Origin of the sequence: Leptothoe spongobia TAU-MAC 1115, from assembly GCF_018739885.1 — a bacterium.
GTDB classification, from domain to species: Bacteria; Cyanobacteriota; Cyanobacteriia; order Phormidesmidales; family Phormidesmidaceae; genus Leptothoe; species Leptothoe spongobia.
Map to the genome: position 1 here is coordinate 24,364 of NZ_JADOES010000047.1, position 17,463 is coordinate 41,826.

At 39.6% G+C, this 17,463-nt stretch carries 12 protein-coding genes and 2 pseudogenes; 13 read left to right on the top strand and 1 reads right to left on the bottom strand.

Annotated elements, in window-relative coordinates:
• Nucleotides 1-586: 586 nt before the first annotated feature.
• From IXB50_RS18765 to IXB50_RS18820, 13 genes and pseudogenes are all read left to right on the top strand, one after another.
• Nucleotides 587-1,591, top strand: coding sequence for a glycosyltransferase family 2 protein (locus IXB50_RS18765; RefSeq protein ID WP_215610526.1), 1,005 nt, complete (start codon nt 587-589; stop codon nt 1,589-1,591).
• A gap of 140 nt (nt 1,592-1,731) precedes the next feature.
• A complete protein-coding gene (locus IXB50_RS18770; RefSeq protein WP_215610527.1) occupies nt 1,732-3,024 on the top strand; it encodes a glycosyltransferase in 1,293 nt (430 codons plus the stop codon).
• Nucleotides 3,025-3,154: 130 nt separating this feature from the next.
• The gene (locus IXB50_RS18775; RefSeq protein ID WP_215610528.1) at nt 3,155-4,498 is read left to right on the top strand and encodes an oligosaccharide flippase family protein; all 1,344 of its coding nucleotides are present in this window, start codon (nt 3,155-3,157) and stop codon (nt 4,496-4,498) included.
• A 255-nt stretch (nt 4,499-4,753) separates the two neighbouring features.
• Nucleotides 4,754-7,051, top strand: a complete 2,298-nt coding sequence (locus IXB50_RS18780) for a GumC family protein (RefSeq protein WP_215610529.1) — start codon at nt 4,754-4,756, stop codon at nt 7,049-7,051.
• 225 nt (nt 7,052-7,276) lie between these two features.
• A complete protein-coding gene (locus tag IXB50_RS18785) occupies nt 7,277-8,245 on the top strand; it encodes a polysaccharide biosynthesis/export family protein (RefSeq protein ID WP_215610530.1) in 969 nt (322 codons plus the stop codon).
• Nucleotides 8,246-8,299: 54 nt separating this feature from the next.
• A complete protein-coding gene (locus IXB50_RS22670) occupies nt 8,300-9,610 on the top strand; it encodes an O-antigen ligase family protein (protein WP_215610531.1) in 1,311 nt (436 codons plus the stop codon).
• 160 nt (nt 9,611-9,770) lie between these two features.
• Nucleotides 9,771-10,556 (top strand): hypothetical protein, encoded by a 786-nt coding sequence (locus IXB50_RS18795; RefSeq protein WP_215610532.1) that lies wholly within the window; start codon nt 9,771-9,773, stop codon nt 10,554-10,556.
• A 171-nt stretch (nt 10,557-10,727) separates the two neighbouring features.
• Entirely contained in the window at nt 10,728-11,723 is a 996-nt protein-coding gene (locus IXB50_RS18800) for a sulfotransferase family protein (RefSeq protein WP_215610533.1), read from the top strand.
• Between the two features lie 239 nt (nt 11,724-11,962).
• Nucleotides 11,963-12,916 (top strand): sulfotransferase family protein, encoded by a 954-nt coding sequence (locus IXB50_RS18805; protein ID WP_215610534.1) that lies wholly within the window; start codon nt 11,963-11,965, stop codon nt 12,914-12,916.
• Between the two features lie 110 nt (nt 12,917-13,026).
• On the top strand, nt 13,027-13,914 hold the full coding sequence (locus tag IXB50_RS18810) for a sulfotransferase family protein (protein ID WP_215610539.1): 888 nt from the start codon (nt 13,027-13,029) through the stop codon (nt 13,912-13,914).
• A gap of 17 nt (nt 13,915-13,931) precedes the next feature.
• Nucleotides 13,932-14,064: pseudogene (locus IXB50_RS22875) on the top strand (transposase); the annotation flags it as partial.
• A 780-nt stretch (nt 14,065-14,844) separates the two neighbouring features.
• On the top strand, nt 14,845-15,780 hold the full coding sequence (locus tag IXB50_RS18815) for a glycosyltransferase family 2 protein (protein ID WP_215610535.1): 936 nt from the start codon (nt 14,845-14,847) through the stop codon (nt 15,778-15,780).
• Nucleotides 15,781-16,059: 279 nt separating this feature from the next.
• Nucleotides 16,060-16,983 carry a DUF6492 family protein gene (locus IXB50_RS18820; RefSeq protein WP_215610536.1) on the top strand — a complete coding sequence of 308 codons (924 nt, stop codon included), beginning with the start codon at nt 16,060-16,062 and terminating at the stop codon, nt 16,981-16,983.
• A gap of 30 nt (nt 16,984-17,013) precedes the next feature.
• Here IXB50_RS18820 and IXB50_RS18825 read toward each other — a convergent pair.
• Nucleotides 17,014-17,463, bottom strand: a pseudogene (locus tag IXB50_RS18825) (transposase); the annotation flags it as partial.

Sequence of the window (17,463 nt, forward strand, 5' to 3'; positions counted from 1 at the left end):
AGACTTATTGATCATTTGGCTTGAATTATGCATATAGAAATGCTTCAGTCAAAATGGGTACACTACGCGGGGAATAAAAGTACTTGCCCAAATAAAGCTCTAATTATGGCCATTGCCCACGAATTAGTAGGTTCAAAATCATCTGACAAATGTAAATTTTAGTGTTTTAGTAACTTGCATTTATTTCATATGATTTTCATGATGTCTTCATTATTGAACATCATAGCGGCAGCTTCAAGATAGTCTGATTTTGTTTGAGCTTTTAGTGAAATGGGCAAAGCGTTTTAAGTATCCTGATTTTCTGACACTATGATTGAAGCTATAGATGTTATCAGTAAATAGTGTTTCTAATTAAGAGATTTATCAACCCTTGTCGGCACATATCAAACTGTTGGCTTGGTGCTAATCTCATGTCTAATGTTATAGAAGGGTGATACCTTGAAGTGTATATGCCATATGCATATAGTGTTTAATCTGATGATAAACTTTGTGTTGTTCTCTCTAGATATCACTTGTATATAGGCTGTTTTTATACTGACTCTAATATTCACATAAACTTATTACTACAGTACCTACCTAACCCCTTATGAATCAACTTGGTTTTGTTGTTATTGGGAGAAACGAAGGGGACAGACTTATTCGTTGCCTAAAGTCCTTGAGGGCTCAATGTTCTAACACAGCTCCTATTGTTTATGTTGATTCTGGGTCCACAGATGGGAGTGTTGAATTTGCTAAATCTGTTGGAGCTGATGTTGTCTCCCTAGATCTTTCTAAGCCATTTACGATGGCAAGAGGTCGTAACGCAGGCTTGATGCATCTTCATCAGCACTACTCAGACATTCAATATATTCAGTTTCTTGACGGTGATTGTGAACTAATTCCAGGGTGGATAGAGCAATCATTACAGACTATCGAGGGTGATGAATCATTAGCCATTGTCTGTGGGCGTAGACGAGAGCGTTTTCCTGAAGAATCTGTTTATAATCTGCTTGCAGAGATAGAATGGAATACTCCTGTCGGTGAGGCCAAGGCTTGCGGAGGCGATGCATTAATCCGCATAGCTGCGATTTTAGAGGTAGATGGATATAACCCTGCCATGATATGTGGTGAGGAGCCAGAAATGTGTATTCGTTTACGTCAGCGTGGTTGGAAAATTCAAAGAATCGCGGTCGACATGACCAAACATGATCTATCCATGCATCATTTTGGTCAATGGTGGAAAAGGATGACCCGTGCAGGTTGGGCTGTTGCTGAAGGATTTTCTATGCATGGAAAATCCGAAGAACTTTATATGGTTAAAGAATATCGTAGTGGTTGGCTTTGGGGCGCTGTAATCCCCTTTGTCGCTATTATGATGTCTTGGCCATCCTATGGCATTAGTCTCTTTTTATTGTTGGCATACCCATACTTGGGGTATCGCATTTATCGTTATCGTCTAGACTACGGCGATAGTGCACGCGAGTCTCGCATCTATGCATTTTTCTGTACCTTGTCTAAGTTCCCTCAATTCGTGGGCCAAACAAAGTATTGGTGGTTGACTCAACTACGTAAACAGCCTGCAAAGCTTATTGAATATAAAACATCCTCTTGATAGACGGCCAGGAACTTTACTGAGGTGCTTGGTTTAGTTGACTAAATTTATCTGTTTATTGAGATGCCTATTTTGTCATGACGCAGCAATAGAAGCATCTTTACTTGGGCAGAATCCTACGAACTTTGAGTGTAATCTTTATGCATGTAGCTTACCTAGTCAATCTATATCCTAAAGTCAGTCATAGCTTTATCAGACGTGAGATCTCTGGCTTAGAAGCATCTGGTGTTAAAGTTTCCAGATATTCACTGCGTCAGATGAACGATGAACTCGTCGATCCTGCAGATAAAGCTGAAGCGCTAAAGACAAAAATCATTCTTAATATTGGCTTGGTGGTGCTATTTTTCCACTTAATAGCCATGGCTTTAAGACGTCCTGTTGCATGGCTTAAGTGCTTCAAAGCTACACTGAAACTGTGGTTGGCTTCAGACGCGATTCTTCCACGTCATCTCGCTTATATGGCTGAAGCCTGCGTTTTATTGAATTGGGCTCACCGTGATAGCATAGATCATATTCATGCCCATTTTGGTACAAATCCTACATCGGTTGCGATGTTGTGTCGTATTCTAGGTGGCCCAACTTACAGTTTTACGGTCCATGGGCCTGAAGAGTTTGATAAGCCCATAGGATTATCCTTACCTGAAAAAATTGACCGAGCTAAATTTGTAGTTGCTATCAGTAGCTTTGGTCGGAGTCAGCTTTATCGATGGTGTTCCCACAAACACTGGAGCAAGATTCACGTTGTACATTGTGGTTTAGACAACAGTTTTCTCAAATACGACTCCTCAATCTCGATACCAAATGAGGCTAAGTTTGTCTGTGTAGCGCGTTTAAGCGAACAGAAAGGACATTTATTGTTATTAGAAGCAGTAAAGCAGTTGGCGGATAAAGGATATCAATTTAAGGTCGTTCTTGTCGGAGATGGAGAATTGCGTTCTGAGCTAGAAGATCTTATTGCTGAGTGGAAGATTGAGGAGTTTATAGAGATTACCGGTTGGGCTAGCGGTGCTGTCGTCAGGGAAAAGATACTTGAGTCCCGTGCGTTAGTTTTACCAAGTTTTGCTGAAGGGCTGCCAGTGGTCATAATGGAAGCCCTTGCATTACAACGTCCAGTCCTTAGTACCTGTATTGCAGGCATACCAGAATTATTGGGGAATGATACTTGTGGCTGGTTAATTCCTTCTGGGAGTGTCGAGGCGTTGGCAAAATCTATGGCTAAAGTGATTAATACCCCCATTGAGGTGTTAGAAACTATGGGGCAGGCAGGTGCTCAGTGTGTCGCTAGGGAGCATGATGCAGCTATAGAAGCGAAAAAGTTGGTCAACTTGTTTCACAATAGGCCTGATTCCGCATTAGAAGCTGTCAAAGCGAAAGAGGTTAATCCTTCTGCAGTTAGCCTTGTTACTAATGCGAGTCTGGCACAAAACTCTTAAGCAATTTCTTAATATAGTTGTGGCACTAATTAGGTAGTTTATTGTTCATATCTCTAGCCATCAATTTAAGTTGAATATTAGTCTACAGAACTTTCTGGTAAGTAGGCCAATAGTAATATAGTAATTAACTATGGTATCGCTAAAACGAAAGGCAATTATCGGGAGTCTTTGGACGTTTGCTGGGTTTGGATCTAGTCAATTTATTCGATTAATTGGCAACATAATTTTAACAAGGTTATTAGTTCCAGAGTTTTTTGGAGTTATGGCAGTTGTTAATTCTCTTAAATTAGGATTTCTCCTTCTATCTGATTTTGGGGTCAAGCAAAGTTTAATTCAGAGTAAGAAGGGAGATGATCCAGTAGCCTTAAATACGGCTTGGACCATAGAGGTGATTCGCGGTTTTTTTCTATTGATTATTTGCTGCCTATGTGCTATACCCGCTGTTCAGGTCTATGGCAATAGTAGTTTCTATTGGCTTATGCCTGTGGTTGGGGCAACCGCATTTATTCAGAGCTGTCAGTCTACGGCAATTATTGGCCTAAGGCGAAAGCTCAATGTGGGCAAGGAGATGGCATTTGAAATATTTATTCAAGTATTTTCTCTAACTATTACGATTATTTGGGCTTCGTTCAGCCCGACATTATTGTCGTTGGCGGTGGGACTAGTCGCAGGTGCAAGCTTTAGAACTCTTGGCAGTTATTGGTTTTTCGCTGATAAGCGAAACAAATTTATGCTGGATCGCAAAGCTGTTGCTGAGATATTTGGGTTTGGTAAGTGGTTGTTTATTGCGACCACATTAGTGTTTTTAGCTGAGCAAGGTGATCGCCTGATATTAGGAAAATTACTGCCCCTGGATGTGCTAGGAGTCTATAGTGTGGCTTTGAGCCTTTCGATATTGCCACGTCAGATAGTCAAAAAATTAGGAAATCAGGTAATTTTTCCAGTGATTTCTAGGCGATCTGAATTTTCCCGGGAGAAACTTCGTACTGAAGTTTTACGTCAACGTCAAAAGCTACTCATCCTTTTTGGTTTAATGCTGCTGCCCTTAGTCATTTGTGGTGATGCCATCATATCGTTGATGTATGATTCTAGATATGCTGCAGCGACCTGGATGTTACCAATTTTAGCGCTGGGTGTATGGTTCTCTGTCTTATTTAATACTGCAAACTTTTGCCTGATGGGAGTTGGCAAACCTATTTATGGAGCATTAGGTAACGGTCTACGATTTCTGACAATAAGCATAGGCTTGTTTGTTGGGTATAGGTACGGGGGCATCTTAGGAACAATAATCGTTATGGCCATTAGTGATGTACCTGCATATATAGGTGTACAGTTTGGCCTGTTTCGTGAAAAACTCTCATTTTTATCCCAAGATTTCACAAGTACAGTCCTGTTTGTAAGTGTTGTTGCTACTTTGCTGATGGTTCGTGCTTGGCTAGGGTTGGGTAGCCCATTCAGCCTTATCTTAGGTTAAATAAATAAAGTAACAGTGAATAAAGATGCTAAATAATAAGATCCGCTAAATGTCATCCGAAACCCCCCTGAAAGAATGACACCTGGTTTGAAGTAAAAATCAGTTACCAGCAAAATATGCAAAGTACTTGCCTAATGTTTAATTCATGTATCTTGAGTAACTACTAAGTCACTAAGGTTCTAGGCTTAATGATTGCAGCGGCAGTGGGATGTATTAGTTTTACTTGATAACTTACTTAATTTCTCTGTTTATCTTATGACTGATAAAAATATAGTTCTTGATTTATCAGAGCACTACGGAGATGTTGAGATCGCGCAAAGTGATGACAGCATCGGGTTGCTTTCATGTCTGCCTATCCTAAAGAGAAACTGGTTACCATGCTCTTTGATTTTTCTTAGTGTTTTTGGGGCCTCTATCCTAGCATCGGTTTTGCTGCCTGGAAGCACATCTTATAAATCAAGTGGCAAGCTCTTATTTCAAGCAAGTGATGCTAAATCAGAGTTGACTGGAATTGCAGAAAATCTTGATCCACTTGAATCTACAGGTGTATTGAGTAATCCGCTGAGTACGCAATCGACCATATTAACGTCAGGTTTTCTGATTGAGGATGTCATATCCAGTTTAGATCTGCGTAACGAAGAAGGAGATCTAGTTGGCAATAAGTCTGTACTAGAGAACTTGGCTGTTGAGCAGTTACCTGCAACGGATATTTTAAAGGTTGCTTATCAATCGGATGATCCTCAGCTTGCTGCTCAGGTCGTTAATGAGCTTATGCGACTGTATGTTCTTTTTATTGAACAAGAGCAGAAAGCTGAAATTGTTGCGGCTAAAACTTTTGTTGATGAGCAATTGCCACGGTTGAAGGCTGATTTGAACTTTGCTTCGAGGGCTTTGGAGCAATTTAAGGCGGAGAACCAGGTTGTTGCGTTGGATCGTCAAGCTGCTGAAATTACATCTTTGTTGACGGGATTAGATCAGCAACTGAATGACACGTTGGTGTCGCTTACTGCAGTTAATGCGCAGGCTGCCGATCTCAGTCAACAACTCAATATCGATGTACGAGAGGCTATTGACTTAAGTACTGTAAATGAAGCATCTGGTGTTCAAGATGTATTAGAGCAACTCCATGCAGTAGAAACAGAGTTGTCAACCCAGCGAGGACTGTACTTACCTCAGCATCCAACTGTTATCAATCTTCAAAATCAGGCAGACAAGCTAGCTGAATTGCTTCAGGAGCGAGTGAATATTGTTTTAAGTGATTCTGCAGCTGTTTCTTTACAAGATCTACAGTTAGGTAGTTTACAACAGTCATTGCTCTCAGATTTAGTTAAGACTGAAAGCGACCGAATTTTGTTGGAAACGCAATTAGAAGCCTTTAACGATCTTAAGCGTGACTATACTAATAAGGCTACTTTATTCCCTTCGTTAGAACGGCGACAGTTTGAGCTGCAGCAAAATTTAACTAATGCCCAAAGTAGCTACGATGAGCTACTTAAGCGCTCTCAAGAAATTAAGTTGGCCGAGATTCAAATTGACGGCAGTAATTATGTTCAGATTATTGAAAATGCGCGCCCACCTAAGGAACAAACGTCTGCTTTTAATCCATTAGTTTTGAGTGCAGGAACTTTTCTTGCACTTGGATTAGCGGTGGCGACAGGACTACTGCTGGATCGCATTGATAAGTCTGTGAAGAGTGTCAGTGAGTTTACGCGAATTTTGAATTATCCCCTATTAGGATTAGTGCCTGAGTTCAATAAAGCACTCGAGGGAAACTCTTTAGGAGCCCGCTCTATTTCTCAAGAAACTCTTGAAATTTATAGGGGCATATACTCCAGTTTAAAGGTGGCTAACTTTGACTCTCCGGCTAAGATTATCACCGTAACTAGCTCTGTTCATGGTGAAGGGAAGTCTGAAGTGACAGCTAATCTGGCAGCAGCTATTGCCCATTCACGCCGACGGGTTCTGTTGATTGATGCTGATCTGAGAAAGCCTGTACAGCATGAGTTATGGCGAATCGATAATGATGCAGGTTTAAGTCATCTTTTGTCTGAAAAATCTGCTCTGGAGGAGTCTATCCATCAGTTGAGTCCGCACCTATCAGTGATGACTGCAGGACTTGCTGTGGCAGAGCCGTCTCTTTTCTTTGAGTCTACCCAGATGAAGGAAATGCTTAATCAAGTAAAAGAGGAGTATGACTATATCATCTTTGATGCTGCTCCTATCTTGCCTGAACCAGATGTCCTCATGTTGGGGCAAGTGAGTGAAGGCATAGTCTTTGTGGGACAACCTAAATATGTTCGTAAGGCAGATGTTGTAGCGGCCAATCAGCTGATGGAGAAGGCCAAGTTGTCGATTATAGGTCTAGTTGTTAATCGCGTTAGTCGCAATGAACAGCAAGAGAATCGTGCCCCATTTTCCAATGTTTATCGTGTAGCTGGTGAAAATCCTACTTACCAAGGAGATTTTCAAAATGCTGTCCATGATGGAGATACAGGTTTGAAGACATCGGCTAATAAGGTTTTTAGTAACTCAGGATTGAACAGTAGGAGATAGGGCATAGATAAATCCCAATCTCAAGGGCTCGCTAATTTTATTGCTTTTAGACTATTCAAAAATATAAACTTACCTGTAATTCTAAAAATGTTGAACTTAAATCAATCATCAGGACGATGGTTTTTTGTATTGGGAATTGTGACTGCCAGTTTATTGGGCCTACAGTCAAATGTCAGTGCTCGTGAAGTATTAATTAATACAGAGGCGAATTTGCCAGATTTGCCTTTGGCCGAGACACCTGAAGTGACTCCCAGTCAATTTAGTCAAGGAATTAGTAGTTATGATTATTTATTAGGGTCCGGGGATCAAATTGCGATTGAGGTTGTTGGATATCCAGAATTTGCTGATAACCATGTAGTTTTACCAGATGGTACGATTTCCATCCCTCTTATCGGTCCTGTGCAGGCTAGTGGGAGAACATTAAGCTCATTAGCAAATGCTATTGAGAACCAGCTAGGAAGTTCTTACCTGGTCAATCCGATTGTTGATCTGAGCTTATTAACCTTAAGACCTATTTCAGTTACTCTTAGTGGTGAGGTTCATCGCCCTGGGCCTTTGTTATTAGATAGTTTGCAAACTAATAGGAATGAGGGCCCCAACACTGGCAGAGGTCCCACCTTGGTGAATGCTCTAATTGAAGCAGGAGGTGTTACGAATTTTGCTGATATTAGAGAAATTACCGTAAGACGCTTTGATGCTAATGGTCGACCTGAAACAATTGCACTCAATTTCTGGGATTCTTTAGTTTCAGAGCCTACGGCCATTAATTTGATGTTGAGGGATGGGGACTCAATTATTGTTCCTCGTTTATCGCCTGAAGAGAGTTTAGATCGAACTCTTATTGCCCGTTCAACGATTGCTCCAGGTACCATTCGGGTTAAAGTTGTTGGAGAGGTAATGAATCCTGGAGAGGTACAAGTAACTCCTGATAGTACACTGTCTTCTGCGATCGCAACAGCAGGTGGACCTACTGATGACGCCAAGTTGCGTAAAGTTGCATTTATTCGTATGGACGAATACGAAAATGTAACCACTCAGGAACTTGATCTTCGTAATTTGACAGATAGCATACAAGTTCAAGATGGAGATGTCATTATCGTTCCTAAAACAGGTGTTTCAACAGGCCTAGATTTCGCAACCCGGTTGTTGAATCCATTAAGGTTCTTCACTGATATTTGGCGAATTTTGGACTAGAACTAAGGGAAGAGCGGTGTTTCTGGTTTATTTTTATGCTAGGGGCTGTTGACTGTGAATAAGCGCTACCTTGAAATAGTTGAAACAGGGATTTTTGTCCTCGGCATTATTTTTTATGCAGGTACTATCTCTAATAAGAGTATTGCTGAAGCTACCGGTATTAGCATAGATCTTCTTGACATACTGAACAGTCTCATCAGGTATGGTCTATGGTTTAGTACTACTTTGCTAATTTGTGCCAGATGGAAAGTGGCTTGGGCTATTGCCAAGCGAAATAAGTGGGCTTGGGTAGTGGCTGGATTATCCATTATGTCAACTGTCTGGTCCGCAAATCCAGGCCATACGAGTCTTGTAGTCAAAGAAATGATTCGTATGACTACCTTCGGTTTATATGTAGCTTCACGTTTTAAGCTCAAAGAGCAATTACATATAATTGCTTCTACCCTGGGTACAATTGCCTTGCTCAGTGCGCTAGTCGCGATCGCAATTCCTTCTGCAGGGGTTGATCAAAAGGTATTTGTTGGTGCTTGGACAGGTATTTTCACCCATAAGAACACGTTGGGGAAAATGATGTCTCTGACCGTAACCACATTTGCGGTATTAGTGGCAGCTCAGAAGGTTCACGTTAATCATATATATCGAATCTTGACTTGGGGAGGATTATATTTATCCTACGCAGTTGTTATCCTTTCAACATCACAAACTAGCTTATCAATTTCTAGCTTATCAATTTTACTTTTATATAGTTATCGCTTATACCAGAATCAAGGTAATAAGCGAAGACTTTACCTTGAGCTTACTAGCTTAGTATGTGGTGTTGCTGTTTTTATCATTTCAACTTCATGGGAAATAATCTTGACGAGCATGGGGCGAGATCTGACCCTCACAGGTCGCACAGAGATTTGGGGCTCTGCCATCTCACAGTTGTTTGATAAAAGTCTTTGGTTAGGGTTTGGTCGAGGAACCTTCTGGGCTCCAAATAGTATATTTGCACGCATAGCTGGTGCTTCTGTCGGACACAAATATATTCCACCAAACGCTCATAATGGTTATCTTGATCTTGCTTTAGAGATAGGCCTTATCGGTTTAGTATTTTTCTTAGTCAGTTTTTTGGTGGCTTACAGACATGCAATAACACGCTCTTTTGTCTCTAGCACTCCCAAAGACCTATGGCCATTGGCTTTTTTAAGCTGGTTAGCGGCGTATAACTTGACTGAAAGTTCTTTACTCGTTGATCCTAATTTGACTTGGCCGCTTTATATGACTGTAGCGTTATGTGCAATGCCTAGTGGGCGAGCGATTTATCTTCGTACTCATCGTCCGAATCGAATTACTCCACGAAAGATGATACCTATACGTGAATAATTCAAGATATGACCATGAGCCTTTTCATAGAGAGAGTCTTTTTATGACTAAATCTGTCCTTATATCAAAGAATATACCTCTTCTGATTAGCGTGATACCCACAGAATAAAAAGACAGTAATTGATTAACTGATTGTTCATTATATAGAAGGAAATAGAGAGTGAATATTACACAAATCAAGGTTTTTGGAGAGAGAAATACTGGGACCAATTGGCTAGAAGATCTCTTGATGAAAAACTATGATATTTCGATCATTCATCATCGAGAAATTATTCATACACAAACAACAGAACTCGAGAAGAAATTTGTATCATCATTGCCTCAGAGCCAACAAGTCTTTATGCAAGAATGTATTAATGATTCTATTTTTGAATATAAAGCTGCTCATCTATTTGGATGGAAACACTCAGCCATCGTAGCTGACACCTTAAAAAAACATCCTAAATTTGAAGAGACTGGATTCATTTTTTTGGTGAAAGATCCTTATACCTTTATCAAGTCTCTGCATAAACGCCCTTACCATGCACTTAGCAAGTTGCCCAAGAATATAGATAAATTTCTTGAAACTCCTTGGCCAACTTTACGCAGAGATAACATCAATACTCCTTTGCTGAGTACGCCCATAGAGCTTTGGAATTATAAAGTTACTTCTTATTTAGATTTCCTTGAGAAGAATAGTAATGCTATCCTTCTTCGATATGAATCACTTCTAGAAAACCATGAATATCTTTTTGATGTCATTGAAGATAAATTTCTTCTGAAGGCAGAATCTCGACTGCCTATTGTTAAGTCAACTAAGTATGATCGGATGAATACAAATGACTATCAAAAGAAGTATTTGAAAACCAGTCCATCCAGTGGATTAAATTCAGCCTCACTTGACCTGATGCGCTCAGTTTTAGATGAAAGGTTAATGAAAAGCTGTCAATACAGTCATCCTGCATGACTGGTCAAATAAAAACAGGGTTAGTTGTTAGAAAGATTTACGATGCAGTTCTTTCAAAGGGATTAACTGATTTGCTAGCAATCCATGAAAAATCTCTAGATTTTAAATTTACTAGCCAGCGCAAGCTATGTTGATAGCCAGTAATTATAGTTAAATTGATATGAATGTAATATGAACGATCAAAAATATATACTTGTCACTGGCAATGGACGTTCCGGTACAAATTGGGTATTAGATATTTTAAATATGAGTCCTTTGACTCATTGTCGCAATGAACCTCATCGAATATCTAGTTCGCCATTTCATATCACAACAAAACCATGTGAAATAGAGCAGGAAATCCCTGCAATGGCTAATATTTGGGATCATGCGGCATCTTGGACAGCATCCACTTTTGGTGAGCGAGATCCTTATCTTGTAATGCCAAAGAATTACATTTACCCCTTTTCGAAATCTCTTGGATTACCTAACTTACCGTTAAAGCTGAGAAACAATAAGTTTGTCCATCCCTTGATATCAAAAAGACGCCCGGCAGAATGGAAAATGCCTTGGTGGATAGGAGACAATCAGAAGTTGAGAGAAACCTATGCGGTTTTCAAAATCATTAATATTGATGCAATAAATATTATCTGGCTTTTAGAAAATCGTCCTAATGTTTCTGTTGTCCATGTTGTCAGGCATCCTGGTGGACGTTTAAATTCATGGCTTACTCGTTTTTTATCAGAACGCGATGAAGATGAGATCATGAAACGGAACCGGTCACGTCTTCAAAAAATTAAAACGATGGATAAAGAGTGGGCCACAACACTCAGTAATATTGAATCAATGAATATTGTAGAGACAGAAGTTTTATTGTGGCGTTATTTCAATGAAAAGCTATATCAGGCTGGTCAAGGATATAAGCAGTATACTTGCATTGTTTATGAGCAGGTAGTCCAAGAGCCATTGTCATATGCGGAGAAAATATATGATTTTTGTAATCTTCCTAATGATGATCGCTTGAAAGAAACGATTCGTCAACGATTGGGACAATCTGTATGGGGTAAATTGTCAGGTTCTTCCAAATCCGTTGCTGAAGCTTGGAAAACAAAACTAAGTTCTGAAAATATTGAGATCGTCAATCGTGTTTTAGATGAGAGCTTTATGCGAAGTTGGTGGAATACATAAATACTAATGTAAAACTAACACATTCTTGATAAACAAATAAGAATGTGTTTTTGATTTCTGATGACATTCTGATGACAGGACATTATAAGAGAAATGATATATATGTAGGTTAAGCCTTTTAACTATGACTAATATCATTTATTCTTTTTGAGATGAGCTATTTATCCTGTTAACTAATGCTCTCTTGATAAGGGAGGGCTACAGTCTACTCCTTCGTAAACTTAAAGATTCAACTCATAATGCAACAAACTATTTCGCAACCATATTTTTTAGTAGGCGCTGAACGTTCTGGAACAACTCTTCTACGCTTGATGCTTAACTATCATCCTAAAGTTACATGGTGTAATGAGTTTGAGTATGCAGTTGATCGTATTGGTCAAGATGGATGGCCAAATCTGAACAAATATTATGATTGGCTAGAAACACATAGGATATTTCAAGATAGCCACTTTGAAATTGACACTAGTCTTACATATCCTCAGCTAGTTAATAGCTTTCTATATCAAAGACTTATTCGAGATGATAAGTCTATTGTTGGCGCGACAGTTCATCGTCATTTCGAACGACTGCCCAAGATTTGGCCTAATGCTCGCTATATTCATATTATTAGAGATGGAAGAGATGTAGCTCGTTCCTGTATAGGCATGGGCTGGGCTGGTAATGTTTGGTGTGGAGTAGAACGCTGGATATCAGCTGAGAAGATATGGGAAGAGTTTAGTCAACAATTAGCTCCGGAGCAGAAACTAGAAGTTGTTTACGAGGACCTCATTGTTAACTACGTTGACACCTTAAAGCGAATATGTAGTTTTCTGGGTGTGGAATATGATTCTGTGATGCTAGACTATGTGCACTCATCAGACTATTCCTTACCTGAACCAGCCTTAATTCAGCAGTGGAAGAAGAAACAGACTGAGCGGCAGGTTCAACTTGTTGAATATCGAATTGCTGATATGTTAGTCGATCGTAACTATGAGCTGAGTGGTTTGCCTGCCATTAAAGTGAACTCATGGGAGAAATTCACTTTAAATTTACATAGTTGGTGGGTTAGGCAAAATGCCAGACATAAAAAATTAGGTACGACCTTACTTCTATCAGACTATACAGCGCGTAAGCTTGGCTTGATTTCATGGCAGAAACAGAACACGCTGAGGATTAACGATATTCAAAGAAGAGGAATGAAGAAGTCAACCTAACCAAAGCTTTACCAATAGTGTTTCTGTTGCTTATTTTTGCTAAAAATGATTAGTCAGCGTGATAGAGATATTGCGTTGTCTATAAGTTTATTATTGCTATGACTGAAGATATGAGAAAATACCCTAATTTTTTGGTTATTGGTGCGATGAAGTGTGCTACGAGTTCACTTCATGAACAGTTGGCGCTTCAACCAGGAATCTTTATGACTGACCTAAAGGAGCCTAACTTCTTTAGTAATGATGAGGAGTATGAAAAAGGTGCTGAGTGGTACGCCTCATTATTTACACCTGAAGCAATAGATACTTTGTTGGGAGAATCGAGTACACATTACACAAAATTACCCACTTATCCAGAGACTATTGCTCGTATTAAGCAAGACATCCCTAATGCGTTGAGTTTGAAGTTCATTTATGTTATGCGTCATCCTATTGATCGCTTGGTGTCGCAGTATATCCATGAGTGGAGTCAACGAATTATTCCAAAGGGTAAGGATATTAATGTAGCTATCCATGAATATCCTGAACTGATTGCTTATAGCAAGTACAGCATGCAATTACAACCTTACTTTGATAACTTCGGTAAGGATAAAGTTCTACCTGTCTTTTTTGAGAGAATGATTAGCGAACCTCAGTCAGAGCTAGAGCGTATCTGTAAGTTTCTTGATTACTCTCATAAGCCTGTTTGGCAAGATTTAGAAGCTCAAAATGTTTCTAGTGAGCGTATGCTCACATCTGAGTGGCGTGATTTTCTGGTTGAGACACCAATTCTTAGCACTCTCCGTAAGGTATTGGTACCCAAATCTGTTCGTACCCGCATTAGAAAAATGTGGACATTGAGCGAAAGACCTCAGTTATCGACTAAGAATCTGGAGTATTTAGAAGAAATATTCAATCAAGATTTGGAGTTGCTAACTCCATGGTTAGGATATGAATCATTAACCTGTAAGAACTTTAAGAAAACTATAAAAACTGAACTAGTACAAGCAACATCTGCATAGTTCAGTTATTACTTTCGGGTACTAGCAACCGAGAGACGATTGAACAAATCCGTGAGAATCCCTATCTGTAATACTTTCTAGGGCGTAATGAGTATAGTGACCAGGCTCCCTTTGATGCGTCTACGTTAGTCCATTTCCGTAAACGGATTGGTATCGACTTGGTCTTGCAGGTGAATGAGTCAATAGTCCAGGCTATGATGGAGCCAGAGCCTCCACCCTAAACGACCGTCTCAGCCTCATCTCAGGAGCCCCCCTAAGAAAGTAATGACTCGAACCGACGAATGCCCCACCCAATAGCAATCAAGGGAAATTAATCACGGATGCAAGCTGTGCCCCAGCCAATATTCCCTATCCAACAGACCTCGATTTACTCAACGAGGCGAGAGAGCACAGTAAACAGTCCATTGATGAACTGTATCAACTTGATTTTTTCAGGGAACCCTACTTAAACTGGGAAAACTTTTGAAGTGACTTTAATAGTATATTCCGGACTATATGTTGCTATATAAGAATAAATTGAGTAACAAAAGGGAGCTTTGTAGTTGATTAGACGTAGCTCTCAGAGTAAACCAGTACGGCCATCTTTGAATTTATAGAGACTGAGGCTCTCTGCTTTATTAATTAAGTGCCTGCTGTTTAATCAGATTTAAAGTAAAAACATTTTTGTTTTTAATAACTTTAAATTTTGATGTCTGGTTTTGACTCAGCCTTTTAATAAGGTTAGAGAGTTAAATCCTAATTTTGAGTAATCATCGTTCCTGAGTTCTAGTTTGAGAAACTTATTAGGAAGTATTTGAGATGTAGTTTAAAAAATATTTTGCCTCTTAGTTATTTTGAGTATACCTTCATATTCCTTTTTATTCTCCTGTATCCTTCTTTTTAAGCTATTTATCTCGACTTTTTAGGCAACTTGTAATTATTTTGAGAAGCATGAACAACATAGAAAAACGGCCAACACCTAAAGTTGTAATCGGAATGCCCGTGTACAATGGTGACATTCATTTAGCTGAGACACTTGATTCAATCTTGAACCAGTCATTTACAGATTTTTCTTTGGTTATTAGTGATAACGCTTCAACTGATGATACTCAGAAAATCTGTGAAGCTTATGCCGCACGTGATAGTCGTATCATCTATCATCGGCAACCTAAAAACCAAGGTATGGCTTTCAACTTTAACTATGTGTTTCGCGCGGAAGGGGCCCCCTACTTCAAATGGGCTGCTCACGATGATTTGCTAGAGCCAGACTATCTACTTGAGTGTGTGAACCTTTTGGAAAAGAACCCATCCTTAGCATTGGCCCATTGCCCCAGTGCACGGATTGATGACGATGGACACGATATGGGGATGTATAAGGATTTAGGGCTGAGTGGCAAGCGTGTGAGCGAGCGATTTTGGAGAGTACTATGGACCATCAATATTTATGAAATATACTCCGTGATGCGGACGTCATATGTGGAGAAGGTCAAACTGGTTGGTGATTATTTAGGCTCTGAACGAAATCTTTTGGCTGAAGTTCTGTTGCAAGGTGATATTGCTTATTTTGAAAAAAGCTTATTTGCTCGTCGGGATCATAAGAAGTCTATGACTGCTATGCATCTGGATGCAAAGGCTGGCAATGACTTTGAGAAACGCCAAAAGGTTCATTCATCTCAAAAAACAATGTCTGAAGCGCAGGCTTCAGCAATTCGATTTAGAGAATATTTCATTTCTCTTTTCCGCTTTTCTATGCCACTTCATGAGCGAATTCTTTGCATAGGCTCACTGATGGATTGGGGATTAAAGCGAGCACTAGAAAAGTTTAGTAAGGATGATGAGAAATATCGTCGAAAGTTATATAAAACTAGGGTTAATTCAAAAGCCTAGTTGATTGAAAAAGATTGGCATTCTAGCATTTTGTTGCCAGGGGAAATAAGGCCTTTCCCCTGATTCTAATAAAGCTAGTGGTTTGGGGTTTGGTTGTGCGAAGAGGGACGTTAGTTTCGGGAAGTAGGTGTCGGGAATTAGCTGTAAACATGCTGTATCTGAGATTTAAGTTTCCTTGATTACTAGAAAATAATATTTTCAGAAGCTTAAAGTGCTCTTGGATTTGACGCTTGCTGGAACTAATGAACAGCCATGCTTTTAATTATATAGGTATATATTATGACTGAATTAACTTATGCATTTATTACGCCAAGCTACGCACCAGACTTTCAAAGATGTCAACTCTTGTGCTGGAGTATAAAACAGTTTATTTCCTTTCCTATTAATCACTATATCGTCGTCGATTCAACTGACTATAAGCTCTTTAGTCAACTGGCCGATAAAAATACTAAAATTCTTACGAAAGAAGAAATCTTTCCGCCTTGGTTTAGGAAGGTTCCCTTCTTGACAAAGAAAAATGTATGGATAAATTTACAAGGTTATAAATCTGGTAATTGGTTATTGCGCGGTTGGCTGGTTCAGCAACTAATCAAATTATCAGCTGCTGAGTATACAAGTGAAGAGGTTTTAATATTTGCAGATTCAGATGCTGCTTTTATCACTCGGTTTGATGTTCGTAATCTGGTTGATATTGAACAAAATCAAGTTCGGCTTTTTAGAGTACCACATACTACCGATCATGACTATAAGCTGGATGGTAATGGTAATGGTAAAAAGTGGAAAGACGCTGCAAAGAGGCTTTTGAGCTTACCTAAAGAGTCTAATTACTATGACTTTTATGTGAGTCAAATTGTTACCTGGAGGCGCAGTAATCTTCTTAAGCTTTATGCGCATATTGAGGAAAAGTATAATGAGAACTGGCTGAAGGTCATGAGTGGGGAGCGTGATCTTTCTGAGTATGTTCTATATGGATTATTTGTTAATTATGTACTAGGAGAAGGCGCTGGTCATTATGACGATCACTTGCAGAAGATATGTCAGTCATACTGGAAAGAAGAGTCCATGTCTTTTGACGAAGTAAAAGAGTTTGTACGGATCGCTAAGTCCAAAGGATTTAAGTCTGTTATGGTCTCTGCTAAAAGTGACATTGATATTTCTATTGAGCAATTTCAGAGCATGCTCTTTCAAAAGGTAGAAGTGTAGTAAGTTTTGGTGCTGGTTGACTGACAAAACCTAGGTCGCATTATAAACAAATGTTTGTACTTGAAACTCAATTTGGTAGAGCTGTTCGTCATGTTGTTTTCGAGAGGCCATTGCAGGCTCTGGGTCTTTATTTGAGGTGAACCTGACCGTTTGAATTAATGTCCATCCCTTGAGAAATGAGGTTTTTATCCAATCCCACCCGATGCGGAAATAGCTGTTGCCTCTAAACCAATGGGTATCGACCCTCTGACGATTGCCAGCGTCTACCACGTCCACCCCTTGAGCACTGACATACAGCGTTGCCAGTGCCAAGATAAACCACAGTCGTGAGAGGGCACGTACATCGCGGATTTCGGATTGCTGCATGTTCCAACCGCTGGATTGATCATCTAAAAAGCCTTCTTCGATATCAAAGCGTAAGGCAAATTCCTCAAAGGTTTTCAGCGTGGTTTCCTCATCACTGACGATCGCCCAAAACTC